Genomic DNA, 19650 nt, shown 5'->3' on the forward strand with positions numbered 1-19650 from the left:
TAATCATGATTTTAGTGGAAAATGTTACTCCATATAAAAAAACAAACTGAACTTATAAATTTAAGTTCAGTTTGTCCACAGTCTGAAAGCAAGCGACCTAGTCGCTTGCTTTTTTATATTTAACCTATTTGTATACGTTCTTTAGGATAATGGAACTTATCAGGTGTTGATTTTCCACCTAACATGACGACGAAACATAATAGTCCTACCCGACCTATAAACATCAACATCATGATGACGATTTTAGATCCTAATTGTAAGCCATCTGTAATCCCCATTGATAATCCACATGTACCAAACGCTGACATCGTTTCAAAGAATATAGATAACAAATCATGTTTGCCATCTTCAAATCGAACGACAGATAATACACCTACAAACGTAATCGCTAATGCAAGTGAAATAACTGCAAATGATCTTTGTATATCAATTGGATGTATTTCTCTATTGAAAGCTTTTATAGTTGTTCGACCATTACTAAAGTTCACTAAGTATAAAACAAGTATCGTAAATGTTGTCGTTCTTATACCACCACCTACTGAACTAGGTGAAGAACCTATAAACATCAATCCACCTAAGAAAAAGTTTGTTGCTTCAGTAAATTGACTTAAATCTATTGTTGATAGTCCAGCACTTCTTGTAGATGATGATTGGAACATTGCATAGAATAAAGCTTTATGCCACGAAACATCTTTAAATGCATTTGAAAACTCAAATAAATAAACCACAATTGTACCGAGTAAGAATAAAAATAAATATGTCGCACTCGCTATTTTAGTGAATAGCGAGAATCTAAAGTTTGGAATTGTATTTTTCATGTATGTTTTGACTTCAATCAATACAGGGAAGCCGATTGCACCTAACATAATAAGTAACATAATGATAGTTTGAACGAAATAATCATTAGCATAAGGTGCTAATGATTCTCCCGTTATATCAAGTCCACCGTTTGTAGTTGCTGATACTGATGCAAATATACCATGATGTATTGCTTCTTTCACTGATCCAATATCTTTATAGAAATAAAATGATAGCAATATCGCACCAATAACTTCAATCATTAAAATTGTTCTCACAATATCTAATATTAACTTCACAACACCATTCATAGCGTTTGAATTACTATCTAACATGATTAATTGGCGTTCACGTAAACCGATATGTTTACCTAAAATGACCCAAAGTAATGTACCAATAGCCATTACACCTATGCCACCAATATTAAGTATAATCAGGATGATAGCTTGTCCAAATATGGTAAACGTATCTTCAATTGTAACAGGTGTTAACCCCGTTACACTGACACCTGATACAGCAACAAATAATGTATCGACTGGTGCAATTTTAACACCAGGTTTAACAACATAAGGTAAATTTAATAATAAAAAGGCGACAATAATTGCGCCCAAATAATATAATACAATACCCTGTTGTGGAGTCATTTTTTGAAAAAAGTATTTTATAATGGACACAAATTGTCACCTCTATTTTATTTCAATGTTAATTTTTTCGTAATTTCTTTTCCATCTCGGATAAGCTTCAAGTTAACACTGTCACCTTTTTTATGATTATTATATAATTCTTTTCTAAATTCAAGATTATTTTCAATTTTTGTATCGTTAATACCGACGATTACATCATTAAATTTAACGCCAGCTTTGTCAGCATTACCATCTTTAGTAACACCAGTAATTGCCATTCCTGATTTATATTTATCAGGTAAAGATATTTGAGACTTTTCACTATCACTCATTTTAGAATAGTTTTGAGCCATAATACCTAATTCCGGACGTTCAATTTTACCATTTTTCTCTAATTTATTAATGTAGTCAGTAGCATCATTTGATGGAATTGCAAACGCCATACCTTCTACATTAGGCATATCGATTTTCAATGATACAATACCGATTAAATTACCTTGTGAGTCTAATACAGGACCACCTGAGTTACCAGGGTTGACTGCAGCATCTGTTTGAATAGCTTTAATTTCCCAATCATACTCGTCATCGCCATTAAAATCAACAGGAACTTTTCTATCTAGACCAGAAACTACACCTGTAGAAACACTATTTTGGAATTCAGCGCCTAACGGACTACCTATAACGATAGCTGTTTCACCTAAAATTAAATTGTCTGAGTCCTCAAATTTAATAGGTTTAAAATCTTCAGTTTTTTCAATTGGAATCGTTAAGACTGCTATATCAGACCATTGATCTGATCCTAATACTTTACCATCATACTTTTTACCATTTGCTGTTGTAATAATTGGTTTCTTATCACTTGATACAACATGTGCATTTGTTACTATGTATGCTTTTTTATTTTCAACTTTGTAAACGACGCCTGAACCGACGCCGCTATTTTCTTCTTTTTCCTTCGCTGAAGATTCTTTCTTACTAGATACATCTGAATCTTCATGAGATACACCTACGACTGAGTTTTTAGATTTCTCTACAGCTTCCATAACATTCGTAATAGGCTTTTGGAATCCTTTTTGAGATTGTTTTTCTTCAATCGATTTTCTACTTTCGTTAGGAGGATTTACATTTTGGAATATACTCCATACTAAAATAAATATTAAGATGATTGCTAAAATAATCGCAATGATTGGCCAATGCTTTTCTATTTTAGTTAAAAATGTATTGAGAAAACTATTTTTATTTTGAGATTTTTGTTCTACTTTTTCATCATGTCTTGCACCGAGCTGCTTATTTGTTTCAAAGTCATTATCTTTAGAAAAGGCTTTATCTGTTTCTGCCTGTTTTTGTTCACTTACTTTTTCATATTTAATCTCTTCAGGTTCTTCTTCTAAGTTTATTTTGCTATCTTCATTGTTTGTTTGAACTTCATCGTTATGTAACACATCATCTTGTTCACTATGTTCTTGATGTGTTTCAGCAAGTCGGTCATCGTCTAAATCAATTGTTGGATGTGATTTAGATTCTTCTTCTTGCTTTTTGATTTCTTCTTTCGTTAATTTTTCGATACGTGCTTTTTGCATATTTTCCTTAACACGTAATTCGTTTTTCTTTTGAAGTTCTCGTTCATTAGCTTTTTTTATTTCATATTCTTTTTTCTCTTGTTCGATTCTTTTTTCACGTTCTTCGTTATGAAAAAATTCACGTCGCTGTCTCTTATATTCATTTCTAGGAATGACATGCTTTTTTCGTGACATTTATTGCCCTCCTCAATCTAAACACTTAATGTATCTATTATGCCATATAATACTAAATTTATTAACATAAAACCATTGTAATTCTCAATATTATACACCTATTTTTACATATATTTACGAATTCATTCAATATGGATTATTCAATTAAAAAAAGATAAAAAAATACCCACAAAGTCATCAATAAACTTTGTGGGTGTTTTGCTTTTATAATATTAATTTGATGTTTTTTTATTATTGCGTACTGAAGTAATCCAACCAATAATAACGAGTAATAATAATACTGTCCAGAATATAGATTGCCATAGTATGCCATGAGGGAAATCATGTGGTAATACACCAATTTCATCATGTGCCAATACGATAACAAACAATTTAATACCTACCCAACCTACAATCGCAAATGCTGCCGCTTCTAAGTTTGGATATTTATTTAATAATTCTACAAAGTATGTTGCTGCGAATCTCATAATAATAACACCAATCATACCACCGACAAACATAACACCGAATTGACCAGCGTCCATACCACCAAAGTGGATACCCATTGCCGGTAATGTTACTGCGATAGCAAATGCTGCTAACATAGAATCAATCGCAAATGCGATATCTGCAAATTCTACTTTTAATACAGTCATCCAGAAATTCTTTTTCAATTTATGATGACCATGTCCATCAGAAGGAAATTCTGATTCAGGGAAATCATCTTGAGCTTCTACGTCATCTGGCGTCTTGAGCTCTTCACCTTTATGCTTTTTAAAGTCTATCAAGTTCTTAATGGACATATAAATTAAGTACAATGCCCCAGCCGCTTGAATTGGCCAGAAGTTAGCTAAGAAACTAATTAAGAATAATGATAAGAAACGAAATACAAATGCACCTAATAATCCATAGAATAATGCTTTTTTCCTTAAATCTTCTGGTAAATGTTTGACCATTACGGCCATAACAACAGCATTATCTGCTGCTAATAATCCTTCAAGAAAAATTAAAACAATTAATACCCAGCCGTAACTGATTAACAAACTCGGATCCATCAATTCACACTCCATTCTTTTTTATAAAAAACAAAAGAGACCATGCCTAATAAAAGGCAAAGGTCTCACTTAACATTTATGTGATGTCCATATTACCGGAAACTTGCGCTTCGTAATGACGATAATATGCTAGAATTTTTAAGTTCTAAAGTTACTCCCCTTCGACAAAGTCGTAGGTCTATTTAGTTTTACTTAATTATTATACAATGTTTTGTTCATTATAACAAACTATATAATTTAATTTCTGGGAATTTATCTTCAAACCATCTAGTTGCAAATTCATTTTCAAATAAGAATACATATTGATCATAGCGGTCTTTAACTAAAATAGATCGACTTGAATTCATATTGTCCGTAATATCTTTTTCATTTTCAATCCATCTTGCTATTTTCTTACCGACTTGTTCCATAACAACATCAACATTATATTCATTTTTCATACGATGCTCGAATACTTCAAATTGTAATTGTCCAACTGCACCTAGTATGATTTGATTCGTGTGCAACGTTTTATAAAGTTGAATCGCACCTTCTTGAACTAATTGTTCAATCCCTTTATGGAAATGCTTTTGTTTCATAACATTTTTAGCGCTAACTTTCATAAATATTTCAGGTGTAAATTGTGGTAATGATTCAAAATGGAATTTCTGGTTCCCGCCGACAAGCGTGTCACCAATTTGATAATTTCCAGTATCATATAACCCGATAATATCACCACTAACAGCATGGTTTACAGTTTGTGTATCATCTGCCATAAATGAAGTTGAACGCGTAATTTTTTGTTTTTTCTTATTACGTTGAAGTGTCACATCCATACCTCTTTCGAATGCCCCACTCACGACTCTCATAAATGCGATTCTATCTCTGTGTCTTGGATCCATATTTGCTTGTATCTTAAAGATAAATCCTGAGAAGTCTTGATCGAATGGATCCACAACATCTCCTTCTTCAGTTTTGCGGCCACTTGGCATTGGCGCATAATCAACATACGCATTAAGGAAGTTTTGAACACCGAAATTCGCTAATGCTGAACCGAAGAATACTGGTGTTAACTCTCCAGCTAACAATAATTCTTCATCAAATTGTTCACCGACTTCATCTACAAGCATTAACTCATCAATTGCTTGAGAAAATTGTGAATCATTTTTGATTGGATGATCTTCTTCTAATTCATAGTCATCATTTAAATGTAATATATTCTCTTCATCTCTAAATGGCTCTATTGTCTTATCGGATCTATCAATAATTCCGAAGAAATTTTGTCCCATTCCAATTGGCCAGTTCATAGGATAAGTTTCTATTTCTAATGTTTTCTCAATTTCTTCTAAAAGTTCAAAAGGTTCTTTACCCATTCTGTCTAATTTGTTGATAAATGTAAAAATAGGAATTCCTCTCATTTTACATACTTTAAACAATTTCAACGTTTGCGGTTCGATACCTTTTGCACAGTCAATTACCATTACAGCACTATCTACAGCCATTAATGTTCTATACGTATCTTCAGAAAAGTCTTCGTGTCCTGGTGTATCTAATATATTAATGTTGTAATGATCATAATCAAATTGCATAACTGAACTTGTAACAGAAATACCACGTTCTTGTTCCACTTTCATCCAGTCACTTGTCGCAAACTTCCCTGTCTTTTTACCTTTAACGGTACCTGCTTGTCTAATCGCACCACCAAAAAGTAATAATTTTTCAGTTAATGTTGTTTTACCAGCATCTGGGTGGGATATAATCGCAAATGTCTTTCTACTTTCTACTTCTTGTTTAATCGTCACAATTCATTTCTCCTTATAATTCGGATGTCCATTGGCTAATTCTATTTGCTAATTCATTTGCTTCATCTTCATCAAGTACATTAAACAAATGCAAGTACAAATGCTCAATTAAAGATTCTCCGTATAAATCGTAATCTACTTCAATAGACCAAAATAAATCCGGAATTGAAATCACAAAATATTCTTCTTTTTTATTTTCATATATATATACTTTACAATTTAAGTTTTGCGAATGACTTTCTCTAATCTTCACTTGGCTTTCCTCCATACTTTTCATATGCTGCCTCTAAACCGATTAAATCATCTCTATGAGGCACTTTGATATGACCAGGCATGATTTGATATGGCTCTCTCCCTTTAGATGCGAGTACAACTGTATCACCTGGCTCAGAAATTTCTATTGCATGTTTAATGCCTTCTGCTCTATCTTCAAATTCTACATAATTATTATGTGTCGCTCCTTTAGCTAATTCTGCTGTTAACATTTTCGGATCATCATTTGCAGGGTTATCTGGTGTGAAAATCACATAATCTGCTCGACAACTTATTTTACCCATTTCTGGTGTTTTTGTTAAGTCTCTTTCTCCGGCCATACCAACTAAGAATATTAATTTTTGTTTTACAAATGGTTTTACAGCATCTATTAATTTATCCATTCCGTCTGGCGTATGTGCATAATCAATAATTAAATCTATTGGTAAGTTTCTATCTAATACTTCTAAACGTCCTTCAACTGCAGGCATATTTTCAACAGCTTCAGTTATGTCGTTTAAGTCATAACCTTGTGCCCACAAACTTATAATGCTCGCTAATAAATTAAGGACATTAAATTTACCTAAATAAGGTGATTGTACTTTGTAAGAACCAAATGGTGTTTCAAGTGTAAAACGCACACCGCTGATAGATTCTTCTATATCTTTAGCCATAAAGTCTGCTTCGTTATCTATACCATATGTAAATATTTCGAATGGTGTTACAGGTATTAATTCTTTTATATATGGATCATCTGCATTCAATATGACATATTTGTCTTTTCTGTAGTCTTGACCTAATTGACTAAATAATAATGACTTAGCATGTCCGTAAGCTTCCATCGTACCATGAAAATCTAAATGATCTTGTGTTAAATTTGAAAAAATAGCGATATCAAATTCTAAACCACGAAGTCTGCCGATAACTAACCCGTGACTTGAGACTTCAAATGTCATACTCTCACATTCTTTATCAACCGCTTCAACAATATGTTTCGTTAAAGTAACAGTTTCTGGAGTCGTATTAACACCCTTTGTAACTGTTTCATTAATTTGAAAACCATTCGTTCCTAAATAAGCACTATTTTTCCCTAATCCTCTCGTTAAATGATGAATCATTGTCGCAATTGTCGTCTTACCATTTGTACCCGTTACACCAATCGTCGTTAATTTTTGACTAGGAAAATCAAACAAGACATGACTAAAGATACTTGCCACTTTCAATGTATCCTTAACCACAATTAATAGTACATCCTCATTTAATTCTACGTAACGGTCACTCACAATGACGCTACATCCTTGCTCTATTACATTCGGTATAAATTTATGACTATCTACTGTATAACCTTTTGATGCCACAAATATAGAGCCTTCTTGAGCATTTCTTGAATCTGTCGTAATATCATGAACTTCTTGATCAATTTGACCGTAAGTTTGTTTAATTTTTATTTTATTTAATAACGTTTTAACATTCATCGTTATTGCTCCTTTATTTTCAATAGGTCTATTATACACTTTCTTAAGTTGATTTTATAGCTTAGACTATAACTATAAACAATTATAAAATGAGTGAGCGTTTACTTTTAAATAAAGGGGTGCTTTTATGATTGATATTCAATCCATTACGAAATCTTATGGAAAAGCAGTTATTTTAAAAGATGTAACAACTCAATTTGAACCTGGTTTAATAACAGGTTTAATTGGCCCATCAGGTGCAGGCAAGACGACTTTGATCAAATGTATTTTAGGCATGACAACTATGGATTCTGGTACAATTTCGATCAACGGCAATCGTATACCTAACAGAGAAATTTTAAGGTCTATTGGTTATATGTCTCAAAGTGATGCATTATTTGATGATTTAACCGCTGTTGAAAATTTAAAATTCTTTGCGAAATTATACATTCATAAAGCACTTAAATTGGACATCAACGAACAAATAGAACGAACACTGGAAATTGTCAACTTATCACATGAAAAACATAAAAAAGTTAAGGCATTTTCCGGAGGTATGAAACGTAGATTATCTCTTGCAATTAGTATGATTCAAAATCCAGACATATTGATTTTAGATGAGCCAACAGTTGGTATAGACCCAAGATTAAGAAAATCAATCTGGAATGATTTGTTTCAATTTAGAGATGAAGGCAAGACCATTCTTATCACAACACATGTATTAGATGAAGCTGATAAATGCGATCGATTATTACTAATGAGAGAAGGACAAATTATTTCTTATGGTACGCCAAATGAAATTAAATCATCATATAACGTAAAAACGATTGAAGATGTCTTCTTAGCGTTAGGAGATGGTGCACATGATTAATATTGCCACGCGTATTTTAAAACAAGTTATAAGAGATAAACGTACCCTAATGCTCTTACTCGTTGCACCGTTATTAATAATGACGTTGATTTATTTTTTATTTAATTATTCTGATGAGTCAACTGATCTAAAAGTGGGTACATATCAAGTAAACGATCAAATCATTTCAAGCCTCAAAAAACAGGATATTAACATTCAAAAGTATTCAAATCAACAAGATTTAAAACATAAATTTAAAGAGGATCATTTAGATGTTTTTCTATCATTAAACGATAACAAACTAGATGTAACTTACGAAAATACTGACCCAAGCAAAACGAGTCAATTAAAGTTAACCATCAATAAATTAGTCATTATGCAAAGTACAAAGCAGTTGTCATCTGTCGTTAATCAACAAGGGAAAATCATTCAGTCCATAACTCAACAACTGCCAGCAGCCGAAAAGTCTCAAGTTTCGGCTAAATACCCAAATCATATAACAAAGTTAGATGCCAAAGAACATTATTTACATGGTGGTAAATATACAAATTATTTTGATACAATAAGCCCTATTTTAATCGCATTTTTTGTATTCTTCTTTACATTCTTAATTTCAGGTATTTCGTTACTTAAAGAAAGAACATCTGGAACTTTAGAAAGAACATTATCATCACCTATTAAAAAACATGAAATTATTTTAGGTTATATAATAGGTTATGGTACATTTGCCATCATACAAACAACTTTGATTGTTTTATATGCTATTTATGTATTACAAATGGTTACTGAAGGCAACATATTATTAGTATTTATTACGAATGTACTCGTGTCATTTATAGCACTTACGCTAGGTTTATTGTTATCGACATTCGCATCATCAGAATTTCAAATGATTCAATTTATTCCTTTAGTTGTGATTCCTCAAGTCTTTTTTGCAGGCATCATACCAGTGGAAAGCATGCATAAAGTACTCGTATATATCGCGCATATCATGCCGCTATACTATGCAGGTGATACCATTCAAAATGTTATGTTAAGAGGCTATCACTTATCAGATATTTATATAAATTGGATCATACTCATTGGTATATTCTTATTACTGTTAGTATTAAATATGATTGGTATGAATCGATACAGAAAAGTTTAACTATATTCCATGCATAATGACGTATAATTTGTTAAATATCTCCAACTAAAACATTGATATAGTATAAAGTTTTTATATTAATTTTGTAATTATATGCAATATCTTTTCACAAAATAGCGAAAATGCGTTAAACTATCATAGAAATTAAATACAAATACGGAGTGTGGCTAATGGTTTCTCAAAACAAAAAATTATTGATTATTACAGGTTCTTTCGGTAATGGTCATCTACAAGTTACGAATAGTATTGTGAAACAATTTGGTGAAATGAATTTAAATCATTTAACTGTTATTGAGCATGATTTATTTTTGGAAGCACACCCTATTATGACTTCAATTGCGAAACAATGGTATATAAACAGCTTTAAGTATTTCAGAAATATGTATAAGTTCTTCTACTATAGTAGACCTGAACAAATTGATAAATGTTTCTATAAATACTATGGATTAAATAAATTATTGAATTTACTTATAAAAGAAAAGCCTGATTTGATTTTGTTAACTTTTCCGACACCGGTCGTATCAGTTTTAACGGAACAATTCAATTTAAATATACCTATCGCTACAGTTATGACGGACTATCGTTTACACAAGAACTGGGTAACACCACACTCAAATAGATACTATGTTGCTACGAAAGATTTGAAAAAAGAAATTGAATCTATCGGTGTAGTAAGCGATGCAATCAAAGTAACAGGCATACCTATTTCGAAACAATTTGAGCAACCAATCGACCGATATCATTGGTTAACGAAACATAAATTAGATCCAGACAAAAAAGTCATTTTAATGTCTGCTGGTGCTTTCGGTGTATCAACAGGTTTCTCAACGATGATTAGTAAAATAGATATGTACGCTAAAGATGCACAAGTTGTCATGATTTGTGGTAACAGTAAAAGTTTAAAAAATGAACTTAGACATCATTTTAAAGATAATGATAATGTTTTAATACTCGGTTATACGAAACATATGAATGAATGGATGGCATCTAGCCAACTCATGATTACTAAACCAGGTGGTATCACTATTTCTGAAGCATTCTCAAGACATTTACCACTGGTATTCTTAAATCCAGCACCTGGACAAGAGTTAGAAAATGCTGAGTATTTCGCACGAAAAGGATACGGTAAAATAGCACACACACCAGAAGAAGCGACTAAACTTGTTATTTCACTTATGAATCAACCATCTAGACTTAAAGAAATGACACAATTACTAGAAGAAAATTATATTGAAAAATCAACAGAAAATATATGCAAAGACTTACTTTCATTATTAAGTGATTCACTTTCTTATAATGAAGTTTATGGAAAGGTTCCTATGTATGCCAAATACTTCATCAGATAAAACATTTCACAAAAAAGATTTTCGGTTAATGCTCATCATATTATTTATGATGGAATTTGCGAGAGGAATGTACATTTTAAGTTATTTACCAATTCTACCAACAACCACTGCTAAAGTGACTGTTGGTATTACTTCTTTAGCGATTTCTTTACATTTCATCAGTGATGCATTAACCAATTTCGTAATAGGTTTTCTTCTAAAACGATTTGGTCCAACTGTTATATTAACGTGTGGATTTATATTAGCTTTTTCAAGTTTAGCACTCATTATTTTTATACCGTCACCTATCGTATTTATTTTAAGTGCCATATTATTAGGTATCGCGGTCAGTCCAATTTGGGTCATTATGTTATCTAGTGTAGACGAGGCTTCTAGAGGTAAACAAATGGGATATGTTTATTTCAGTTGGTTAGTTGGTTTATTATCAGGTATGATCTTCATGAACTTACTATTTAAACTACATCCTACTCGATTTACATTTATGATGGCGCTATGTGTACTCATTGCATGGATATTATTCTATTTCGTTAAAGTACAATTAACAAATTATGAAAGTAAATCTGTTAAAAAACAACTACGAGAAATCGTACAAGTTACAAGAAGACATTTATTGCTATTTCCAGGTATCTTTTTACAGGGTTCTGCAATCGGCATGTTGGTCCCTATATTGCCAACATACGCAACAAAGCATATGGGTGTTACGACATTAGAATATACACTTTTACTTATTGTCGGCGGTATTGGATGTACCATTTCGATGTTATTCTTTTCTAAATTGATGGATAAACATTCTAAAGCATTTACACATCTTATCATTTTTGTAGGATTTTTAGCATATAGCTCATTTATATTTGGATTAACGGTCTTAACACAATTATTTATCGTTCTATTGATTGCTCTACTCATTGGTACTATTTATGGATTACTCTTACCAGCATGGAATACATTTATGGCTGGTCAAATTCACAACAAAGTTCAAGAAGAAACATGGGGTGTCTTTAATAGCGTTCAAGGATTTGGAACAATGATTGGCCCGGTATTAGGTGGCTTAATTTCTGAAGTATTTAGAGACGTGTATTATACAATTTATGCTTCAAGTATTATGTTCTTATTCTTAGCATTATTCTATGGTACATTCTTTATCATTAATTATAGAAAAAGAAAATCAGCATAAAATAAAAGGAAGCAGAAGTATTAAATCAATACTTCTGCTTCCTTATTTATATGAGATAAATTTCAATTTATCCTAGTGTATATGAAGCTTCTTCAGACCATGTTTCGTCTTCATTTTGCTTCATAAGTTTAATTGTATCAATTGTTTCTGAATGATCTATACCAGCCATTCTTACTTGGCCATAAATATCTTCAAATTCTTGGCTTGAAAGACCTTGTGCAATTGTAAAGTGTGGTACGAATGGATGTGTACTTTCACCATAGAATGCTTCATTATTAAATTTACTAAATAAAGATTCTAATTCATCCGTTTTAGTCACTTTAAAATAAATAACATTTTTAGTAGGTGCAAAGCTAGATGCTTTAGACACTTGGATATTTAATGGTTCAAATTCTTTAGCTGTAGCTTCTAATTGTGATTTCACTTCATTTAGTTTACTATCTTCAATTTCAAATTTCTCTTTAATTGTAATATGTGGTGCAATTAACGCATAGTGTTTGTCATATCTTTTACGATAAGCATTCACTTTTTCTTGGAATGGTTTAGACGGAATAAGTACGATGCCTAATTTCATAATGATACTTCCTCCTTTGTTTTTCTACATTATTATTATATCAAATTTTTTTGATTTTGATGACTTAAAAAGTAACTTAACATATTTGGTAATTCAGGCTTCCATGTTTTCCATGTATGTCCACCATCTAATTCAGTGTATTCATAGGTTAAATCTTCTTGTTTAACGCGTTCACTGAATGCACGATTAGGTGTTAAAAAGTCTGCCATATCTCCACTTATAAGTTTGAAAGAATCTTCTTCTTTACCTATATAATGTTTGATTGTTAATAGATGTTTAGATGAGCAATTGTTAAATGCTTCTATTACTGTATCGTTGATCAGTGGACTGAACAGACCTGCTTGACTAAAATGATGCGGGTATTCTAAACATGTCATTAAAGCGATACTTGCTGCTAGACTATCGCCTAGTAACATTCTTGCATTACCTACTTTCAAAGTTGAGAATGTTTTATCAATATAAGGACATAGCTCTTTCACCACAAATTGTGACGTTTCTTTTCGGTATTCTCCATCGGGATGAAATTCTGTTCTTCTCTTATCTACATCTTCATAGTGAACACCGACAATGATTGCCCTTTCTATTTCATCATTTGTTCTTAATTTCTCGTATGCGCGATGAATTTGACCAAATTGGAAAAAGTCCCTACCGTCAAATGTAATAATCACATGATGTTTATATAGATCTGTATAGTCTTTAGGTAAGTAAATTGAGATTGTCACTTCCCTTTTTAAGAATTTACTTTCGAGTTTAATTTGGTCAACAAGACCTATTTTTTTATCCATAAAGAACGCTCCCAACTGTACATATAATATTATTGTACAGTAGAGAGCGTATATTTGAAAGCGTTTGATATTGTTTAATTATTTATCATCTAAGTTAAACTCTTTTAAACGTTTAGGATAATCTTCATGCCAGAATTTAGCTGTTGGCACTTCATCTGGAGCTGGTTTATAAATTGCATAATAACCAGAGCCTTTTTGTTTTTTCTGAATTTCGAAGTCACGTAATGCTCTTAAGGCTGGTTTATGGAGTATCCAAATCGCAATGATATTTAACCATGCCATCATACCTACACCTAAGTCACCCATCGCCCATGCAACATCAGCTGTTTTAACACATCCGTATATTGTGGCACCTATGAGGACTAACCTTACTAATATAATCCATATCTTCTGTTTATCGGACGGTATGATATAACTTACGTTAGTCTCTGCAATATAATAGTATGCCAGTATCGTTGTAAATGCGAAGAAGAACAATGCTAAGGCAATAAAGTAAGAACCGAAACCTGAGTATGCAGGATCAAACGTGTAGTTATCTCCAGAGAATGCTTTATCGATCCCTGCTTGAGCATACATCGCTGTACCTGATACGTCTTTACTACCATCAGGGCCTTGTACATAAATACCATTGTCATGAATTAAATGTGGTGAACCATCTTTATTTGTTCCACCGTCTGTCGTATTAAATGTACCTGACATTAAAATCATTAATGCTGTAGCTGTACATACTAATAAAGTATCTATATAAACTGAGAATGCTTGTACAAGTCCTTGTTTAGCTGGATGTGATACTTCTGCAGCGGCAGCAGCATGTGGTCCAGTACCTTGACCTGCTTCGTTTGAATAAAGTCCACGTTTAACACCAATTTCAATCATCGCACCGAATATACCACCAAAAGCAGCTTCAACACCAAATGCAGATTTGAAAATTAATGCGATTAAAGCTGGTACTTCCTGAATATTTGATATAATAATAACAATCGCTAAACCTATGTAAACAATAGCCATAAAAGGTACAACAGCTGTCGCAACATTTGCAATTGCTTTAATACCACCGAAAATAATAAGCGCTAATAATACAGCTAATACTATAGCAATAACCCAAGGATTTAAACCAAATGCATTTTTCATAGACGAAGCAATGGCATTTGATTGTACACCTGGAAGTAATAGACCTACAGATAGTACTGTTACAAGTGCAAATATAATTGCATATATTTTACCAGCTTTACCTTTTATACCTGATTCTATGTAGTATGCTGGTCCACCACGATATTGACCATTAATTTCTCTTTTATAAATTTGACCAAGTGTTGATTCGATAAATGCCGAACTCGCACCTAGAAACGCTGTAGCCCACATCCAGAATACTGCACCGGGACCACCGATAAAGATTGCTGTTGAAACACCAACAATATTACCTGTACCAACACGACCTGCTAATGATACTGCGATTGCTTGGAAAGAAGAAATACCTGTTGGTGATTTTTCCCCTTGAAACATTAACCGAATCATTTCTTTAAAGTGCCTGACTTGGAAGAATCTCATCATAAATGAAAATAAAACACCTGTTAGTAAAAGACCATATACTAACGCTTTACTCCATACAATCTCATTCGCAAAGCTAACAATAGATTCCATAATTAATCTCCCCTTTGTTGTAAGCCTTAAGATAACCTCATGTTCAGAAAATTTTGAAATTACCTTGTTATGATTATACCATGTATAAATACACAATCAATATTTTTTTGAAATGAGCATAACATAAATTGTAAGCGCTTACTATATTGTCAAAAAAGGTTTCTTGAAATAATAAGTATAAAGTCTTACAGACTCTTATATTCATAAATACGTTATAATTATTCTAATCCGTACAACTTAAAATAATATATAAAAATATAAACTTTCAAACTATACACGAATTCTAGAAACTATTTTATTTATCATTGTTAATTCTGTAATTTCGCTTATAATATAAAAGTATGAGAAAGTTTGATAAGGAGGACTTCTATTGTTAAATAAAGCATGGTTTCGTACAGGAATAGCTATTCTCCTTACGTTTCTAATTATTAAAATATTTATGGAAATCAATGAAATATTTTATCCGATTATCATTATTGTAAAATCCATATTACTACCATTATTATTAGGTGGATTCTTATTCTATATTTGTTTACCTTTTCAGAAGATGTTAGAAAAAAGGAAAGTACCAAGATGGGGAAGTATTTCGATTATCATCGTAGTATTAATACTAATTGTTGTACTATTTATCTCTATTATTGCTCCTGTACTAACAAATCAAATTAATAATTTAATTAAGAACATTCCATATATACAACGTGAAATTCAGCATGTTGTAGATTATGCATTACAACAAAGAGATCGATTGCCAGAAAATATATCACAAAAAATTAATGATTCAATCGAAAGTATAAGCGGTATCGTAACAGATATGTTAACCAACTTATTTAGTTATATTTCATCATTTGTTTCAACAATGTTCTTATTAATCTTAGTGCCTTTCTTCTTAATATATATGTTAAAAGATCACGAAAGATTTATACCGTTTATTGCTAGACCATTTAAAGGACGTACGAAATGGTTTGTCGTGAATTTAAGTAAAGATATTAATCAAACTTTACAATCATATATACAAGGTCAAGTTACAGTTAGTGTTATATTAGGTGTCTTATTGTACCTTGGTTATACTTTTGTAGGATTAGATTATGCCTTACTTTTAGCGTTATTAGCATTGATTACAAATATGATTCCATTCTTAGGACCATGGTTAGCATTTATACCAGCAGCAACAATCGCGCTTATACAAGATCCTATGATGCTCGTTTGGGTAAGTATTATCACTTTAATTTGTCAGCAACTTGAAGGTAACGTTATTACACCAAACATTATGGGTAAATCATTAAATATTCACCCACTTACAATCATTACAGTAATATTAGCTGCAGGTAATTTAGGTGGATTCGTAGCCATCTTAATAGCTGTGCCAACATACGCAGTACTTAAGACAATCGTTCGAAATGTATACACACATAGACAATCTATTAGTTCAAGTGCGAACCGTACAGTTGAAGACGATCCAATACATGATAACAACTTAAAATAAACAAAAAACTGAAACCAATGAGGTTTCAGTTTTTTGTTTGGTGTGGAAGATGTTATTGTGGGGGCCCTTAATTACACTTCCGCCGACTTTTGTTACTATGGGCGCTCTTATTCACACTTCCGCCGACTTTTGTTACTACATATACAAAAAACCAACAAAATCATAGATTTTGTTGGTTCTCTTAATTATCTTACAACGTGGTAACCTGAGTCTACGTGAATATTCTCACCTGTTACACCGCTTGAGTAGTCACTTAATAGATAAGCTGCTGTTTTACCTACTTCGATAATATCTACATTACGTTTCAATGGTGAACGTTCTTCGATTTCTTTAAGGATCGCATTGAATCCACCTACACCTTTTGCACTTAATGTACGGATTGGACCTGCAGAGATTGCATTTACTCGAATGTTATCTTCGCCTAAGTCACGTGCTAAATATTTAACATTTGCTTCTAAGCTTGCTTTAGCTACACCCATTACATTATAGTTAGGAACTGCAAATTCTCCACCTAAATAAGTAGTTGCAACGATGCTTCCACCTTCTGGCATTAATTTTTTAGCTTCTCTTGCAACAATTGTTAATGAATAAGAACTAATATCTTGTGCTAATAAGAATCCTTCACGAGATGTATCTGTAAATCTTCCTCTTAAGTCTTCCATGTTAGCAAAAGCGATTGAATGGTAAACACCATCAATATGACCAAATTTTTCTCCTATTTGTTCAAAAGCATTTACAACGTGATCGTCTTTTTGAACATCACACTCATAGATGTGTTGTCCACTTTGATTTTTTAATTCTTCAAATAATTTAACAAGTTGATCTTTACTACGTTCTTTTCTGTATGTGAATACTAAGTTAGCACCTAGTTCGTCTAACACTTTAGCTACACCAAAGCCAATACTTCTTTTGTTCGCAATACCCATGATTACATATGTTTTACCTTCTAAATTAAACATTCACTATACTCCTTTAATATGTATATTATACTAAACATTCACTCGTTATAATAACACTGGTCAGACCACCTGACAAGCATTATACTTTTATTTTATATTGAATAAAAAGTAAAAATGAGGTCTATAGTTCAACCTCATTTTTACAAAGTTTATTAAATAAATTCCATATCTTGTTTTAATTGCGAAACATATTCTTTAGATCCTGTCACAATTAACTTATCTCCATATTGTAATTCAGTATCACCATGAGGTACGATTGAGTCTTTCCCTCTAATAATACGTACGAAGATTACGTCCCCAGCAAATGGGAATGATCTTAACAGAACATTATGGTAGCTGTGGTTCTTCATCTCTATTTCATATAGTGAAGTTTCCACGTTACTTAATAAGTTCAGCATGTTTGGAGATTCAATTAATCCTTTAAGTAAAATTTTATTACTTAAGAAACTACTAAAGAATTCAATGTTCTTACCTTCAAATGCTTCATCTTCACTACCATTTTCTTGCTTACAAATAATTCTTTTAACGCCATGATCATGTGCCATTAAAGCGACTTGTTTATTGATATGATCATCGTTTGCAGAACATACAATGATATCTGAATCAAATAAACCTAATTCTACAAGTTCCTCTTCAATATAATCATCTAACTCATATGTTTTAATGCTTTCATCTAACTTTCTATTATCTGAAAGGTCTTTTCTAAAGAACATTGAAGTTTGATAAATGTGAGAATGAATACTTTGAGCAACTGGAATCGATAATTGGTTCTTACCAATAAAGCTCACTTTTACAATTTTCTTAGTTTCTTCAGGCATTGGGAACATCTTCTTAAATACAATCGGTACAAAGACACATGTGATAACCGCACTTAGAATAAGTATGCCAGATATTTCTGAGCTGATTGTTCCAAGTTGTTCAGCGATTTTTGCTGCTGCGATTACAAGTGACAATGTTGACGTTAATAAGAATGCCGAAGATATTGTCGTTTTACGGTCATACCATTTACCTATAAATGCTACTGGAATTAGCTTAGAAATTAAAAAGGCAATAAACAGTAAAGGTATGATAATTAATAATCCTGGCTCTTGCACTAGTGATGGTATGTTTAAATTCACACCTACCATAATGAAGAATATCGGAATAAAGAAACCATATCCAAATGAGTCTAATTTCTCTACCATATCTTGGTCAGGTCCTAATAACGATACGATAACACCTGCTAAGAAGGCACCTAATATATTTTCAGCACCCACACCTTCAGCTAAACCAACAAGTAGAATAATAAGTGCAAATACAGCACGGATACCTATTTGTGTAGTACCTGAAGTTAATTTTTTTAAGAATGGTGATTTTTTAAATAAACCACCCATAATATAAAAGATAAAACTAAAGACGATTAGAATACCTATAAGCCATAACGGTGAATCACCTTTAGCATTTATTGTTCCGTAAACTGTTAACAGTAACATTGTTGCTAAATCTGCTACAACTGCAACTAACAAGATAAATTGTCCGATGCTTGTATGCATAATATTCATTTCTTTTATTGTTGGTACAACTACACCTAAACTAATTGTCGAAATGATGATAACCATCAATAATACGTCGTCTATTAAACCAGTCCATTTGAATATAAAGGCTAATAAAATAGATAAAACCATAATTAATGAAAATACGACAGCCGTTAAATATAAATTACTTGGAATATTATTTCCTTCTTGTTCATCAGAAGTTTGTTTCGTCTTAAACGCATTAAAATCAATTTCTAAACCACTTAAGAACATTAAAAATATAAAACCTAACGTCGACAAGATAGATAACCATGCATCTTCTTTTACTAATCCAAATAAAGAGTCACCTATGATTATCCCCATTATGATTTCAGCAACGACAACAGGTAAGAAAGAAATTTTCAACCTATTTACAAGTATAGGTGTTAAAAATGCAGCAATAACAACAATAACGAGAGATGTAAAACTAGAATGCTCCATA

General features: G+C 32.0%; 16 protein-coding genes. 5 read left to right on the forward strand and 11 right to left on the reverse strand.

Translation table 11 applies throughout. The features are described 5' to 3' along the window. Positions 1-119: 119 nt before the first annotated feature. The 6 genes from LQ693_RS09810 to LQ693_RS09835 form a co-directional block, all read right to left on the reverse strand. Entirely contained in the window at positions 120-1472 is a 1353-nt protein-coding gene (locus LQ693_RS09810; RefSeq protein WP_107565918.1) for a TrkH family potassium uptake protein, read from the reverse strand. Between the two features lie 17 nt (positions 1473-1489). Beyond that, a complete protein-coding gene (locus LQ693_RS09815) occupies positions 1490-3175 on the reverse strand; it encodes a S1C family serine protease (protein WP_119495486.1) in 1686 nt (561 codons plus the stop codon). A gap of 212 nt (positions 3176-3387) precedes the next feature. Then, positions 3388-4209, reverse strand: coding sequence for a TerC family protein (locus LQ693_RS09820; protein ID WP_107565916.1), 822 nt, complete (start codon positions 4207-4209; stop codon positions 3388-3390). 218 nt (positions 4210-4427) lie between these two features. Next, positions 4428-5990: a peptide chain release factor 3 gene (locus tag LQ693_RS09825; protein ID WP_025905649.1), complete on the reverse strand. Its 1563-nt coding sequence runs from the start codon at positions 5988-5990 to the stop codon at positions 4428-4430. A 13-nt stretch (positions 5991-6003) separates the two neighbouring features. Further along, the gene (locus LQ693_RS09830) at positions 6004-6243 is read right to left on the reverse strand and encodes a YueH family protein (RefSeq protein ID WP_025905650.1); all 240 of its coding nucleotides are present in this window, start codon (positions 6241-6243) and stop codon (positions 6004-6006) included. After that, positions 6233-7717, reverse strand: coding sequence for a UDP-N-acetylmuramoyl-L-alanyl-D-glutamate--L-lysine ligase (locus LQ693_RS09835; protein WP_025905651.1), 1485 nt, complete (start codon positions 7715-7717; stop codon positions 6233-6235). The genes LQ693_RS09830 and LQ693_RS09835 overlap by 11 nt, the downstream gene beginning before the upstream one ends. 127 nt (positions 7718-7844) lie before the next feature. Here LQ693_RS09835 and LQ693_RS09840 point away from each other — a divergent pair, with 127 nt between their 5' ends. From LQ693_RS09840 to ltaA, 4 genes are all read left to right on the forward strand, one after another. Beyond that, positions 7845-8567, forward strand: a complete 723-nt coding sequence (locus LQ693_RS09840) for an ABC transporter ATP-binding protein (RefSeq protein ID WP_107565915.1) — start codon at positions 7845-7847, stop codon at positions 8565-8567. Further along, positions 8560-9693: an ABC transporter permease gene (locus tag LQ693_RS09845; RefSeq protein WP_239703225.1), complete on the forward strand. Its 1134-nt coding sequence runs from the start codon at positions 8560-8562 to the stop codon at positions 9691-9693. Before LQ693_RS09840 ends, LQ693_RS09845 begins: the two co-directional genes overlap by 8 nt. A gap of 170 nt (positions 9694-9863) precedes the next feature. Then, positions 9864-11039: a diglucosyl diacylglycerol synthase gene (locus tag LQ693_RS09850; RefSeq protein ID WP_025905654.1), complete on the forward strand. Its 1176-nt coding sequence runs from the start codon at positions 9864-9866 to the stop codon at positions 11037-11039. Next, a complete protein-coding gene (ltaA, locus tag LQ693_RS09855) occupies positions 11017-12213 on the forward strand; it encodes a lipoteichoic acid biosynthesis MFS flippase LtaA (RefSeq protein WP_025905655.1) in 1197 nt (398 codons plus the stop codon). The genes LQ693_RS09850 and ltaA overlap by 23 nt, the downstream gene beginning before the upstream one ends. Before the next feature lie 67 nt (positions 12214-12280). Here the strand turns inward: ltaA and LQ693_RS09860 are convergent, their stop codons facing one another. The 3 genes from LQ693_RS09860 to LQ693_RS09870 all read right to left on the reverse strand — a co-directional run bounded on the left by LQ693_RS09860 (position 12281) and on the right by LQ693_RS09870 (position 15213). Next, complete coding sequence (locus tag LQ693_RS09860; protein WP_025905656.1) at positions 12281-12787, reverse strand: YjcG family protein; 507 nt, start codon at positions 12785-12787, stop codon at positions 12281-12283. A gap of 35 nt (positions 12788-12822) precedes the next feature. Next, complete coding sequence (locus tag LQ693_RS09865; protein WP_025905657.1) at positions 12823-13572, reverse strand: esterase family protein; 750 nt, start codon at positions 13570-13572, stop codon at positions 12823-12825. 78 nt (positions 13573-13650) lie between these two features. Then, positions 13651-15213 carry an alanine/glycine:cation symporter family protein gene (locus LQ693_RS09870; protein ID WP_267919482.1) on the reverse strand — a complete coding sequence of 521 codons (1563 nt, stop codon included), beginning with the start codon at positions 15211-15213 and terminating at the stop codon, positions 13651-13653. A gap of 370 nt (positions 15214-15583) precedes the next feature. On the opposite strand from LQ693_RS09870, the gene LQ693_RS09875 reads away from it, so the two are divergent. Next, positions 15584-16696, forward strand: coding sequence for an AI-2E family transporter (locus LQ693_RS09875; protein ID WP_025905659.1), 1113 nt, complete (start codon positions 15584-15586; stop codon positions 16694-16696). 185 nt (positions 16697-16881) lie between these two features. Here LQ693_RS09875 and fabI read toward each other — a convergent pair whose 3' ends face one another. Together fabI and LQ693_RS09885 are read right to left on the reverse strand one after the other, a co-directional pair. Next, positions 16882-17655, reverse strand: coding sequence for an enoyl-ACP reductase FabI (fabI, locus tag LQ693_RS09880; RefSeq protein WP_103361601.1), 774 nt, complete (start codon positions 17653-17655; stop codon positions 16882-16884). Between the two features lie 152 nt (positions 17656-17807). Next, complete coding sequence (locus LQ693_RS09885) at positions 17808-19649, reverse strand: cation:proton antiporter family protein (protein WP_025905661.1); 1842 nt, start codon at positions 19647-19649, stop codon at positions 17808-17810. Between the last annotated feature and the right edge of the window lies 1 nt (position 19650).

Source organism: Mammaliicoccus sp. B-M6 (assembly GCF_022386965.1).
Taxonomy (GTDB): Bacteria; Bacillota; Bacilli; order Staphylococcales; family Staphylococcaceae; genus Mammaliicoccus; species Mammaliicoccus sciuri_A.